11 protein-coding genes are annotated in these 13369 nt (G+C 72.2%); all 11 read left to right on the top strand.

The genetic code is table 11. The features are described from left to right. The first annotated feature begins 116 nt into the window (after positions 1–116). The 11 genes from clpB to ACIGXO_RS15375 all read left to right on the top strand — a co-directional run bounded on the left by clpB (position 117) and on the right by ACIGXO_RS15375 (position 13364). Entirely contained in the window at positions 117–2762 is a 2646-nt protein-coding gene (clpB, locus tag ACIGXO_RS15425) for an ATP-dependent chaperone ClpB (protein WP_399785903.1), read from the top strand. Between the two features lie 115 nt (positions 2763–2877). Continuing rightward, positions 2878–3408 carry a YbjN domain-containing protein gene (locus tag ACIGXO_RS15420; RefSeq protein ID WP_399785900.1) on the top strand — a complete coding sequence of 177 codons (531 nt, stop codon included), beginning with the start codon at positions 2878–2880 and terminating at the stop codon, positions 3406–3408. 185 nt (positions 3409–3593) lie between these two features. Further along, positions 3594–3791 carry a 4-oxalocrotonate tautomerase family protein gene (locus ACIGXO_RS15415; RefSeq protein ID WP_031050342.1) on the top strand — a complete coding sequence of 66 codons (198 nt, stop codon included), beginning with the start codon at positions 3594–3596 and terminating at the stop codon, positions 3789–3791. A gap of 56 nt (positions 3792–3847) precedes the next feature. Next, the gene (locus tag ACIGXO_RS15410) at positions 3848–5218 is read left to right on the top strand and encodes an FAD-dependent oxidoreductase (protein ID WP_399785897.1); all 1371 of its coding nucleotides are present in this window, start codon (positions 3848–3850) and stop codon (positions 5216–5218) included. 29 nt (positions 5219–5247) lie between these two features. After that, entirely contained in the window at positions 5248–6528 is a 1281-nt protein-coding gene (locus ACIGXO_RS15405) for a multidrug effflux MFS transporter (protein WP_399785894.1), read from the top strand. Between the two features lie 143 nt (positions 6529–6671). Next, positions 6672–7592, top strand: a complete 921-nt coding sequence (locus ACIGXO_RS15400) for a LysR family transcriptional regulator (protein WP_399785891.1) — start codon at positions 6672–6674, stop codon at positions 7590–7592. Between the two features lie 296 nt (positions 7593–7888). Then, positions 7889–8821 (top strand): hypothetical protein, encoded by a 933-nt coding sequence (locus ACIGXO_RS15395; RefSeq protein ID WP_399785888.1) that lies wholly within the window; start codon positions 7889–7891, stop codon positions 8819–8821. Then, positions 8818–9627, top strand: coding sequence for an alpha/beta fold hydrolase (locus ACIGXO_RS15390; RefSeq protein WP_399785886.1), 810 nt, complete (start codon positions 8818–8820; stop codon positions 9625–9627). The genes ACIGXO_RS15395 and ACIGXO_RS15390 overlap by 4 nt, the downstream gene beginning before the upstream one ends. Further along, a complete protein-coding gene (locus ACIGXO_RS15385; RefSeq protein WP_399785884.1) occupies positions 9624–11822 on the top strand; it encodes an isocitrate/isopropylmalate family dehydrogenase in 2199 nt (732 codons plus the stop codon). Before ACIGXO_RS15390 ends, ACIGXO_RS15385 begins: the two co-directional genes overlap by 4 nt. After that, a complete protein-coding gene (locus ACIGXO_RS15380) occupies positions 11819–12517 on the top strand; it encodes an RraA family protein (protein WP_399785881.1) in 699 nt (232 codons plus the stop codon). The genes ACIGXO_RS15385 and ACIGXO_RS15380 overlap by 4 nt, the downstream gene beginning before the upstream one ends. Continuing rightward, on the top strand, positions 12510–13364 hold the full coding sequence (locus ACIGXO_RS15375; RefSeq protein ID WP_399785878.1) for a DUF6282 family protein: 855 nt from the start codon (positions 12510–12512) through the stop codon (positions 13362–13364). Before ACIGXO_RS15380 ends, ACIGXO_RS15375 begins: the two co-directional genes overlap by 8 nt. Positions 13365–13369: the final 5 nt, after the last annotated feature.

Genomic DNA, 13369 nt, shown 5'->3' with positions numbered 1-13369 from the left:
TCGGCGTTTTGGCCTTGAGTGGAATAGACTCAACTTATCGCATGTTGAGCTAGGCAGGATGGGTCCGCGAGGGCCGTGGACATGCAGGCCAGAGGTATGAGGAGGAGCGCGAGCACGTGGACGCCGAGCTGACCAACAAGAGCCGGGAGGCGCTGAGCGCCGCCAACGAGCGGGCCGTGACCGCGGGCAACGCGGACATGACGGCGGCCCATCTGCTGCTCGCGCTGCTCGCCGGGCAGGACAACGAGAACATCACCGACCTGCTGGCCGCCGTCGGCGCGGACGCCGCGGCGCTGCGCTCCGGGGCCGAGCGACGGGTCGCCGCGCTGCCCAGCATCCAGGGCTCGACCGTGGCCCCGCCGCAGCCCGACCGCGAGCTGCTCGCCGTGATAGCGGACGCCTCGCAGCGCGCCAAGGAGCTGGGCGACGACTACATCTCCACCGAGCACCTGCTCATCGGCATCGCCGCCAAGGGCGGGGCCACCGGCGAGCTGCTGGACCAGCAGGGCGCCTCCGCCAAGAGGCTGCTGGACGCCTTCGAGAAGGCGCGCGGCGGCCAGCGGGTGACCAACCCCGACCCCGAGGGCACGTACAAGGCGCTGGAGAAGTTCGGTACGGACTTCACCGCGGCCGCGCGCGAGGGCAAGCTCGACCCGGTCATCGGCCGGGACCAGGAGATCCGCCGCGTCGTGCAGGTGCTCTCGCGGCGTACGAAGAACAACCCGGTGCTGATCGGCGAGCCCGGCGTCGGCAAGACCGCCGTCGTGGAGGGGCTGGCCCAGCGCATCGTGAAGGGCGACGTGCCCGAGTCGCTGCGCGACAAGCGGCTGGTCGCGCTGGACCTCGGCGCGATGGTCGCGGGCGCGAAGTACCGCGGTGAGTTCGAGGAGCGGCTGAAGACCGTTCTGGCGGAGATCAAGTCCAGCGACGGCCAGATCATCACCTTCATCGACGAGCTGCACACGGTCGTCGGCGCGGGCGCCGGCGGCGACTCCGCCATGGACGCGGGCAACATGCTCAAGCCGATGCTCGCCCGCGGTGAGCTGCGGATGGTCGGCGCGACCACGCTCGACGAGTACCGCGAGCGGATCGAGAAGGACCCGGCGCTGGAGCGGCGCTTCCAGCAGGTGCTGGTCGCCGAGCCGACCGTCGAGGACACCGTCGCGATCCTGCGCGGCCTCAAGGGCCGGTACGAGGCGCACCACAAGGTCCAGATCGCGGACTCCGCGCTGGTCGCCGCCGCCACCCTCTCCGACCGGTACATCACCTCCCGCTTCCTGCCCGACAAGGCCATCGACCTGGTCGACGAGTCGGCCTCCCGGCTGCGCATGGAGATCGACTCCTCGCCCGTGGAGATCGACGAGCTGCAGCGGTCCGTGGACCGGCTGCGCATGGAGGAGCTGGCGCTCAAGAACGAGACCGATGCCGGTTCCGTCCAGCGGCTGGAGAAGCTGCGCAAGGACCTCGCGGACAAGGAAGAAGAGCTGCGCGGGCTGACCGCACGCTGGGAGAAGGAGAAGCAGGGCCTGAACCGCCTCGGTGAGCTGAAGGAGAAGCTCGACGAGCTGCGCGGCCAGGCCGAGCGCGCCCAGCGCGACGGTGACTTCGACACCGCCTCCAAGCTGCTGTACGGGGAGATCCCCGGCCTGGAGCGGGAGCTGGACGAGGCCGCCGCGGCCGAGGCCGAGCAGGAGGCCAGCAAGGAGTCCATGGTCAAGGAGGAGGTCGGCCCGGACGACATCGCCGACGTCGTCGCCTCCTGGACCGGCATTCCGGCGGGCCGCCTGCTGGAGGGCGAGACCCAGAAGCTGCTGCGCATGGAGGAGGAGCTGGGCAAGCGGCTGATCGGGCAGACCGAGGCCGTGCGCGCGGTGTCGGACGCGGTGCGCCGTACGCGTGCCGGGATCGCCGACCCCGACCGCCCGACCGGCTCGTTCCTCTTCCTCGGCCCGACCGGCGTCGGCAAGACCGAGCTGGCCAAGGCGCTCGCCGACTTCCTCTTCGACGACGAGCGGGCGATGGTCCGCATCGACATGAGCGAGTACGGCGAGAAGCACTCCGTGGCCCGCCTGGTCGGTGCGCCGCCCGGCTACGTCGGGTACGAGGAGGGCGGCCAGCTCACCGAGGCCGTGCGCCGGCGCCCGTACAGCGTCGTGCTGCTGGACGAGGTGGAGAAGGCCCACCACGAGGTCTTCGACATCCTGCTCCAGGTGCTGGACGACGGACGGCTCACGGACGGCCAGGGCCGCACGGTCGACTTCCGGAACACCATCCTCATCCTGACCTCCAACCTCGGGTCGAACTTCCTGATGGACCCGCTGCTGAAGGAGGAGCAGAAGAAGGAGAAGGTGCTGGAGACGGTCCGCTCCGTCTTCCGCCCGGAGTTCCTGAACCGGCTGGACGACACGGTGGTCTTCCACCCGCTCGGCACGGACCAGCTGCAGCGGATCGCGCAGATCCAGATCGCGCACCTGCAGAAGCGGCTCGCCGAGCGGCGGCTGACCCTGGACGTCTCGGACGCGGCGCTGACCTGGCTGGCGTGGCTGGGCCAGGAGCCGGTGATCGACAAGCCGGAGCAGTCGCAGCCGGACCTGTCCTACGGCGCCCGGCCGCTGCGCCGCCTCGTCCAGACCGCCATCGGCGATCAGCTCGCCCGGGCGATCCTGGCGGGCGACATCCGCGACGGCGACACCGTACGGGTGGACGTGGACGGCGATCACCTGTCGGTGGCGGCCGAGCGGGAGCCGCTGGCCGCGGTCTGACCGGTCCGGCCCCGCCCTTCGCCGTAGGCGCCGGCCCCCGACCCGCCCCGTCCGCTTGCCAGGACGGGGCGGGTGTAAGGGAGGATGGCGAGGACCATACGAAGGGACTTCCACGGTGACTATCGACCCGTCCTCGATTCCGAATTTCGGGGGCCAGCCCGAACAGCAGCCGACCGGGCCTGAAGGGCCGATCGTGCCCGATCAGGACCTGGTCAAGCAGCTCCTTGACCAGATGGAGCTGAAGTACGTCGTCGACGACGAGGGCGACCTCGCCGCCCCGTGGGAGCAGTTCCGCACGTACTTCATGTTCCGCGGCGAGGAGGAGCAGCAGATCTTCTCCGTCCGCACGTTCTACGACCGCCCGCACGGCATCGAGCTCAAGGCGAAGCTGCTGGAGGCGATCGACGACTGGAACCGCCGCACCCTGTGGCCCAAGGCGTACACCCACACCCACGACGACGGCACGGTCCGTCTGATCGGTGAGGCGTCGATGCTGGTCGGCACCGGTGTCTCGCTGGAGCACTTCGTCTCCAGCACGGTCAGCTGGATCCGCGCGTCCATCGAGTTCGACAAGTGGCTCGTCGAGCAGCTCGGCCTGGAGGCCGACATCGACGGTGACACGAAGAAGCCCGACGACGAGGCGTAAGCCTGTTACGACGGTTCTGCGGAAGGGCCCCGGAGCACAGTGCTCCGGGGCCCTTCCGTATGCCGACCGCGGCAGGACGCATCACGATCCGTGATCGGTGCCAGGTCGGATTGCGTCTTGGTCGGCCCGGGGCCGGGTGCTGGACTTGATCCATCACATCCGCCCCGACTTCTGGGAGTACCGCCATGCCTCTCATCCACGTGCAGCAGACCCCCGGCAAGACCGCCGAGCAGAAGGCCGAGCTGGTCCGCGAGCTGACCGACGCCTACGTGAAGGCCACCGGCAGCAAGCCGGAGAGCGTGTGGGTCACCGTGCAGGAGATCGGCACCGACAGCTGGTCGATCGCCGGCGAGACGCTCGCCGCGCGCGCCGCCAAGCGCTGACCCGCGCCGGTTCCAGGCCCCGGGGCCCCGCACAGAACAGGAGAGGCAGAGCCGCCGTGAGCGATGTGCCCGACACCGCCGTCCGCTCGTCCGAGCCCGCAGCCGGCGCCGCCGGTCCGCTGGACCTGGTGGTGGTGGGGTGCGGGGCGGGCGGCCTGGCGACCGCGGTGAGCTTCGCCGAGAACGCCCCGGGCGGGCGGGTCCTGGTCCTGGAGCGCTCCAGCCGGTACAACCGCGGCGGGAACACCGCCTGGAGCGGTTCCTTCCTCCGGCTCACGGCGGACGGCAGGCCGGCCGAGAACGCCGAGCCCACCGTGCGCTGGCTCGCCGACCGGCACGGGGTCGAGTGCGAGACCCGCCCGACCTGCTTCGTCACCGCGCGCGGGCCCCGGCTGACGCCGGCCGGCGGCGGCGCCGCGCTGGTGGACGGGCTCGCCAAGTCGCTGGAGCGGCTGGGCGGTTCGATCGCCTACGGGACGCGCGCCATCTCGCTGAGCACCGACGCCTTCGGTGCGGTGCGCGGGGTGCACGTCGAGGAGGGCGGCCGGCCGCGGCACATCGCCGCGCGGCGGGTCGTCCTGGCGTCCGGCGGCTTCCAGGGGAACCGGGAGCTGCTGGAACGCCACCTGGGGCCCACCGGCGGCACACTGCGGACCGTCGCGCCCGGCGGCAGGAACAACCGGGGCGAGGGCATCGAGATGGCCGTCGCGGTGGGCGCCGCACGCAGCGGGCAGTACGACCGTTTCCACGGCGAGCCCGTGGACCCGCGCAGCCACCAGGCCGAGGCGCTGGTCATGGCGTATCCGTACGGCATCCTCGTCAACGCGGACGGACGGCGCTTCCTGGACGAGGGCGCTGACACCCCGGACAAGACCTTCGAGGACGTCGCGTACCGGATCTGGCGGGAGGCCCGGCAGTCCGCGTACCTGATCTGCGACGCCAAGCTGCTGCGGATCGAGGGCCACGAGCGGTCGCTGCTGACGGACAAGGACCCGATCACCGCGCCGACCGTCGACGCGCTGGCCCGCAAGCTGGACCTTTCCCCGGACGAGCTGAGCTGGACGGTCGCCCGGTACAACGACGCCTGCCGGCCCAGCGCGCCGTTCGACCCGGCCCGGCCGGACGGCAGGCACACCGTCGGCCTCGTGCCGCCGAAGTCCAACTGGGCCGTCGCGCTGGACACCGCGCCGTACCTGGCCTGGCCGGTGCACTGCGCCCTCACCTTCACCTTCGGCGGGGTGCGTACCGACGCCCGCTCGCGGGTGCTGACCGAGCGGGACGAACCGATCGAGGGACTGTACGCCGTCGGGGAGACCGCCGGCCTCTCCTACGGCCGTTCCCCGGAGGCCACTTCGGTGCTGCGCGCGCTCACGTTCGGACGGCTGGCCGGGGCCGAGATCGCCCAGGCGACTGTCGCCGCCGAGTAACCCTTGAGACAAGGAAGTTGTCAGTTGTCATGAAGACCGCCCCGGCACGCACGCCCTACGCGCTGTTGCTCGCCGTCCTGTGCTCGCTGAACGCCGGCGGCCTGTTCGCCTCCGACATCAACCTGCCGGGCGTGCCCGCCACCGCGCACGCCTTCGGCACCCCGGTCGCGTCCGTGCAGTGGACGTTCAGCGCGTTCATGATCGGCATCGCGGTCTCGCAGGCGGTCTACGGGCCGATCTCGGACGCGTGGGGACGCAAGCGCGTCATCGTCTCCGGGCTCGGCCTGTTCGTGCTGGCCTCCTTGGTGTGCGCGGTGGCGCCCACGGTCGAGGTGTTCGGCGCGGGCCGGCTGCTGCAGGCGCTCGGCGCCGGCTCCGGCATGGTGCTCGGCCGCGCCGTGATCAGCGACCTGTACGAGGAGAAGGACGCGGCCCGGATGTTCGCCACGGTCATGCCGATCGTGGGCGTCTCGCCGTCCGTCGCGCCGCTGGTCGGCGGGTACCTGACCACGTACGTCTCCTGGCGCGCGCCGTTCGTCGTCACCGCGCTGATCGGTCTCGCCACGCTGGTCGTGATGGTCACCGCGATTCCCGAGAGCCTGCCGCCGGAGCGGCGCAGCAAGCACCTGGCCGCCACGCTCAAGAGTTACCCCAAGCTGCTCACCCGCCCGCTGTTCTGGGCGTACACCATCAACCTGGCGGTGGCGTACGGCGGTTACTTCGGTTACCTGGCCGCGTCCCCGCTGGTCTTCGAGAAGATGGGGCTGGCCACCGAGACGACCAGCTACTGCTACATCACCGTCTCCGTCGCGTACGTCGCGGGCAACCTCACCTCCCGCACGCTGCTCCGCAAGCGGGCCGTCAACCGGCTGCTGTGGGTGGGGCACGGCTTCTTCCTCGCCGGCGCGCTGATGATGCTGGGCCTGGGGCTGAGCGGGGCCGGCGCGCCCTGGGGCCTGCTGGTACTGGTCTTCATGCCGGTGATGACCTTCGGCAACGGCTTCCTGCTGCCGCTGTCGATGAGCGCGGGCGTGACGAGCTTCCGCTCGACGGCGGGCTCGGCCTCCGGGCTGATGGGCGCGCTCCAGCTGCTGGGCGCCTCGCTGGGAATTTTCCTTTCCAGCCGGCTGCCGGCCGGTGATCTCTTCGCGCTGGGCTGGTTCGTCATCGGCGCGTCGGCGGTGGGCATCGCGGCCTTCGCTTTCTTCCTGTCGAGGGCGGCGCGGCAGGCGGCGAAGGAATCCACGGCTGTTCCGGTACCGGTTGCGGAGAACCGGAGCGGAGATTTGCAGAAGGCTACCGCCGAGTAAATAAAGAGGTGCCCGGCCCGGCCGGACTCGGCCCGGTGGCGGGGGTCGCCGCGAGGTGTGCAAGGATTGCCCCGCGGCGATCCCGCGACCTGAATTCCGCATCGTTCACACAAAGGGATCGCCCGCAGGAAAAGGGGGATCCTGTGGAGCTGCGTCAGATTCAATACTTTGTTGCGGTGGCCGAGGAGCTGCATTTCGGCAGGGCGGCCGAGCGGCTGCACATAGGCCAGCCCGCGGTGAGCCAGCAGGTGCGCCGGCTGGAGCGCGAACTGCGCACCGAACTCTTCGACCGCTCCCGCCGCACCGTCACGCTCACCCCGGCCGGCCGGGCCCTGCTGCCCGAGGGGCGCGAGCTGCTCAAGGCGCTGGACACCTTCGCCGCCAAGGCCCGAAGGCTGGCCGCGCAGAGCGAGGCCACGCTCCGCGTCGGCATCAGCTCCGCGCTGGGGGAGCGGCTGGACGACTTCCTGGACGCGCTGCCCGCGGACGGCGCCGGCACCCGCTTCGAATTCCAGACCCTGGACGCGCACACCCGGCTGGACGAGGTGCGCGCCGGGCGCCTGGACGCCGCCTTCGTACGCGGCCTCGACAGCGCCCCTGGCCTGCGGCTTCTCACGCTGTGGTACGACCCGCTGGTGGTCGCGCTGCCCGCCGCGCACCCGCTGGCCGGGCGCGGCCGGCTGGACCTCGCCGACCTGGCCGGGCTGCCGCTGCGCATCGCGCCGCGCGAAAAGAATCCCGTCCTGTACGACACGGTGGTCGCCGCCTGCCGCACGGCGGGCTTCGAGGTGACCCTCGGGCCGCCCTCCACGGGGCTCCAGGACACCCTCGCCGACATCGGCGCCGGCACGCCGGGCTGGACCCTGATGTACCCGACGGCGGCGGGCACCGTCTCCTCCCGCCGCATCGCGCTGCTCCCGCTCGACGGCGCGCCCGTCACCATCCGGATGTCCCTGGCGCTGCGCGAGAACGCGGATCCGGCGCGGCAGGAATTGCTGGTGTCGGCCAGCGCACAGGTCCGCCGGCGGATTGCGAGGGAGGGCCGGACCGACGCCGAGGAATGAAAGGGCGAGTCCGGACTCCGCTTGGGAAAGTCTTTGCCCAGGCATGGAGGTTGCGCCGCGAACATGCGATAGATTCTGCGGTGTCGAACTTCTTGTTCCGTCGCGCCGAAGCATTATCCGGCCGTAGCGGCGTTGAACCCAGAAGTTCATCAACGGGGTGATGCGGGATTTGTTACAGGGGGATCCCGCGGAATAAAAACGTGTCAATCGCAATTCGATCCGGCCGCGTCTTCTTCGCGGCCGGATGCACACGGCATGCGCACCCCACAATTGTATGCGCCATACATGGAGGGGTAATGGTCATCAATCTTGATGTGACGCTGCGCGACGGGGGATACCGCAACAACTTCGACTTCCCGCTCGAGTACGTGCTGCACCACGCCCGCGAGAGCGTCGCGGCCGGCATGGAGTGGGTCGAGATCGGCTACCGCAACGGCTCGTTCAAGCCGCAGCCCGGCATCGGCCGGACCGGCGTGGGCGCGGACGACTACATCCGCGCGGTGGCCGAGGTGGTGCCCCCCGAGCGCCTCTGCATGATCCTGCACCCGAAGAACATCACCGGCGACGACCTGCCGCGCATGTACGAAGCGGGCATCCGCCTCGTACGGTTCTGCCTGCCCGCCGGCGCGCCCGAGTCCGGCCTCGCCCTGCTCAGCAAGGCGGCGGACCTCGGCTTCACCACCACCGTCAACATCACCCGCGTCAGCCAGCTCGACCGGCGCCGGCTGGTCGAACTCGCCGCGATGTCCGGCGACGCCGGCGCCGACGTGGTCTACCTGGCCGACTCCAACGGCTCCATGCTGCCGCACGAGGTGGGCCAACTGGTCACCCTGGTCGGCTCGGTGACCGACGCGGCCATCGGCCTGCACGCCCACAACAACCTCGGGCTGGCGCTGGCCAACGCGATCGCCGCCGTGGACGCGGGCGCCACCTGGATCGACTCGTCCGTCCTGGGCATGGGCAAGGGGCCGGGCAACCTCGTCACCGAGCAGTGGCTGGCCTACCTCGGCCGGCACGGCCGGTCCGAGGGGTACGACCTCGGCCGCGTCCTGAGCCTCGCCCACCGCATGGAGGCCGAGTTCGAGGAGGCGCGGCCGTCCCTGCCGCTGCCCGACCTGGTCCTGGGCCACTTCGACCTGTCCGTCGAGGAGCGCGCCAAGCTCCCCGTGGACCGGATCGGCGACGCCTTCTCGGCGGCCCGCGAGCTGACCGCGGCGGGCGCCCGGTGACCTCGCGGCCCCCGCACCCGGAGCCGGCGCGCACCGCCGCGCCGGCTCCGGCCACCGCCGTCCTCGGCGACCCCCGCGCGCCGCGCCACGCGGTCGTCCTCGGACCCGTCATGGCCCGCTGGGACAACGGCGCGTTCTTCCGGCAGGCCGCCGAGCCGCTGCTCGCCTCGGGACACCGGGTGACGGTCCACGACACCCTCTCCCTCCTGCGCGACGGCGACGACCTCAAGGCGCTCGCCAACCGCTGGGCCCGCCGCCTCCAAGACGACGGGGCCGCGCCGGACGTGCTGGCCGGCAACGCCCTGGGCGGCGCGATCGTCCAGACCCTGCTCGACCGGGAGTGGACGCACCGCGCCAAGGTCCTGCTGCTCTCCGGCCCCACGGTGGCCGACGACGAGCTGAACACCAAGCTGGAGCGGATCGCGGCCGCCGTCGGTGCCGAGGGCCTGGCCGCGGCGCTGCGCCTCCTGGAGGAGGTCGTCCGCGGGCCCGGCGCCGCGCCTTCGCAGCCCGTAGCCCCGCAACACCCCGCGCCTGACGAGGAGTTGGCAGGCCGGCGGCTCGCCACCGGGCTGCGGCTGCTGCACGACGCCGACGCCCGGGAGCCCGTGCGGAACTTCCCCGGACCGCTGCTGCACGTGTACGGCGAGCAGTCCCTGCTCGTACAGCGCGGGCACCTGACCACCGGGCCGCTGCCCGCGCACCGCCTCGCGGGCATCCCGGGAGCCGGGATGCGCCCGCACGCCGACCAGCCCGGTCTCACCAACGAGGCCGTCGCCCGCTTCCTGGGAGCTGAAGAGTCATGAACCGCAAGACCGTCGCAGTACTGCCCGGCGACGGAATCGGGCCGGAGGTCCTGGACGCCGCGCTGCCGGTGATCGAGGCCCTCGGCCTGCCCATCGACCTGGAATTCGGCGACATCGGCTGGGAGTGCTGGCGCGCCGAGGGCACTCCCGTACCCGACCGCACCTGGGACCTCATCGGCCGCAGCGACGCCGTGCTGCTCGGCGCCACCACCAGCAAGCCGCGCCGTGAAGCGCTCGCCGAACTCGCTCCCGAACTGCGCGCGGGCGACCCGCGGTACATCTCCCCGATCATCCAGCTCCGCCAGCGGCTGGACCTGTTCGCCAACCTGCGCCCGGTCGAGAACTACCTCGGCGGCGGCACCCCGTACCGCTTCTGCGTCGTACGGGAGAACACCGAGGGGCTGTACGCGGGCCTGGACTGGAACCACGTACCGGACGCGATGTGGCCGCTGGTCGCCGAGCACCCCAACGCCCGCCGCAGCGGCCGGGACGGCGCCACCGCCAGCATCCGGCTGCAGACCGCGCACGGCCTGGACCGCATCCTGCGGTTCGCCTTCGAGACCGCGCGCGGCCACGGCTACGAGCGGGTCACCCTCGCCGACAAGCCCAACGTCCTGCGGGCCTCCAGCGCGTACGTCCTGGAGCGGCTGGAGGCGATCGGCGCCGACTATCCGGAGATCCCGTACGAGGTCCTGAACGTGGACGCGGTCGCGCTGTGGATGGCGCGCCGCCCGGAGCGCTTCGGCGTGCTCGTCGCCGAGAACATGTTCGGCGACATCCTCTCCGACCTCGGCGGCGGCGTGATGGGCGGTCTGGGCCTGGCGCCCAGCGCCAACATCGGCGAGCACGGGAACTACTTCGAGCCGGTGCACGGCAGCGCTCCGGCGATGGCAGGGCGGCAGCGCGCCAACCCGGCCGCGGCCTTCCTCACCATCGGCCTCATGCTGGACCACCTCGGCTTCCAGGACGCCGCGGGCAGCATCCAGGACGCCGTACGCCACGTCACTCGCCGCCGCGACCGGGTCACCTACGACCTGGGCGGCTCGGCCACCACCACCGAAGCGGCCGCCGCGGTCCTCGACGCCTGCCGCGAGGTGCCGCACGCCCCCACCGCCGCCGTCGTCACCATCGGCGACGAACTGCTCCGCGGCGACCTGGAGGACTCCAACGCGGGCAACGCCTCCCGGATGCTGGCCGAGCGCGGCATCCCGGTCCGCGTCCGGCACACCATCGGCGACGACGAGGCGACGATCGCCGACGCCGTCCGGCCCTCGCTCGGCCGGGACGACGTCATCGTGGTCATGGGCGGGCTCGGCCCGACCTCCGACGACGTGACCCGCGGCGCCGTCGCCCGCGCGCTCGGCCGCCCGCTGGTCCACCGCGAGGAGGCATGGCAGGGCGTGGTGGAGCGGCTCACCCGCTTCGGCGTCGCCGTCCACGAGGACAACCGCCGCCAGGCGCTGTTCGCCGAGGGCGCCGAGCTGCTGCCGAACGCCAACGGGACCGCGTGGGGCTGCAAGGCCGAGGCCCAGGGCAGCACCGTGATCATGCTGCCGGGGCCGCCGCGCGAGTGCCTGCCCATGCTGGCGGACGTGCTGCGCGACGGGCTGCGGCACCTCCCCGAGCCGCCCGCGACGACCACCGTCTTCCGGCGCACCCTCGGCATCATCGAGGCGGACGCCGCGGCCCTGGTCGACGCGCTGGTGCGGGAGTACGGGGTGCCGGTCAAGCCCGCGTACCGCTGGCACTACCCGTACGTCGACATCCGGCTCGGCTGCCCGCCCGAGGCCGCCGACGAGCTGGCCAAGCGCCTGGACGCGGCGCTCGCCGAGTACCTCGTCACCGACCGGGACCGCACCGCCGTCCAGGAGCTGGCCCTGCTGCTGGACGCGCGCGGCCTTGCCCTGGACCTCGACGACCGGCTGACCGAAGGGGCCTTCGCCGCCGAGCTGGCCCGCGAACGGGACACCACCGGCGGCGGGGACTCGCTGCGCGTCGCCCTGTCGGGCACCTGGGCGGGCGGCGACCGGACGACCTACACCGGCACCCTCACCCTGACCTGCACAGTTCGCGACGCGGCGGGCGAGACCACGCGGGAGCTGACGGTGCCCAACCGGGGCGCCGAAGTGACCACGTACATCAGCCAGTTCGCCGCCTGGGCGACCGCCCGCCACCTCACGGAGGGAACCGCATGACCACCGCCACCGTCACCCCCGCGGACACCGAGGCGCTGCGCGCGCGGCTGTCCCGGCTGGACACCGCCGCGCTCTCCGACGCCATGGACAGCCTGCGCACCCCGCCGTGCGTGCTGCCCGGCATCCGGCCGCGCACCCCCGGCACCGTCGCCTGCGGCCCCGCCTTCACCGTGCGCTACCGCCCCGTCGACGACACCACCACCTTCCACAACGCCGCCAACTACCTGGACGACGTACCGGCAGGGTCGGTCGTGGTCGTGGACAACGGCGGCACCCTGGAGTGCACCAACTGGGGCTCCCTGCTCACCGCCGTCGCCCAGCACCGCGGCATCTCCGGCACGGTCGTGCACGGTTCCGTACGCGATGTGAAGGAGAGCAGCGCCGCCGGATACCCGCTGTTCAGCACGGGTGTGACGATGGTCAGCGCCAAGAACCGGGCGGTCCTGGACCGCACCGGCGCCGAGGTCGACGTGGCCGGTACGACGGTCGCCCCCGGCGACTGGATCGTCGCCGACGACAACGGGGCGCTGCGCATCCCGGCCGCGCTCGTCGAGGAGGTCGTCCGGCGCGCCGAGGCCGTGGAGCGTACCGAGTCCCGCATCCGGGAGGCCGCGCTCGGCGGCAGCCGGCTGGACGAGGCGCGCGCCCGCTTCGGCTACGCGCGGCCGTGGGAGGACGGGGGCGCGCGTGACTGACGCGAGCACGGCCCGCTTCGTCGACGTCCACTACCACGTAGGACCGGACGCCTACCTGCGCCGCCACACCGCCGCGAGCGCCGGCGCGGTCTACGCCGAGCACGGCGGCTGGGTGGTCCTGAAGAACCACCTCGGCTCGACCGCCGCCCAGGCGTGGGAGGCCCGGCAGCAGGGCCTGCCGGTCTCCGGCTCGCTCGTCCTCAACGACCTGGCCGGCGGCTTCGACCCGCGCGCCGTGGAGCAGGCCGTCATCCAGCACGGCGAGGACAGTGGCCTGCGGCTGCTCGTCCACCTGCCGACCGTCACCGGCCGCAGCCACCGCAGCCGGCTGGCCCGTACGCCCGCGCACCCGCTGCTCAAGGACGGCCAGCGCCCGCTGACCGTCGGCGACGGGCGCGGGGAGCTGCGCCCCGAGGTCCGCGAACTGCTGCGCGCCGCCCGCGATCTGCCGGTGGTGATCTCCACCGGCCACGCGGACGGCCACGAGGTACGGCTGCTGGTGGAGGAGGCCGTACGGCTGGACCTGCGGCTGATGCTCAACCAGCCCGCCAACCCGATGACCGGGCTGACCTGCAAGGACCTGGTGGAGGTCGCCGCCGCCGAACAGGTGTGGACCGAGCAGACCGCGCTCACGTACCTCCTGGAGTACCAGGGCTGGGAGGACTTCGCCGAGGTGCTGTCCGCCCTTCCGAGGACGGTCTACAGCTCCGACCTCGGGCAGCCCTCCCAGCCGGACATCGCGCCCTGGCTGACGGCCAGCGCGGAATGGTTCGGCCGGGCCGGGCTCACGCCCGGCCGGATCGACGAGATCACCCGCGCCGCACCCCTGGAGATGCTGAGCCTGTGACCGCG

It is taken from the genome of Streptomyces sp. NPDC053542 (assembly GCF_044544685.1).
Lineage (GTDB): Bacteria > Actinomycetota > Actinomycetes > Streptomycetales > Streptomycetaceae > Streptomyces.
The sequence above is the reverse complement of the archived record's forward strand: the minus strand, read 5'-3'. Positions and strand labels throughout refer to the sequence as shown.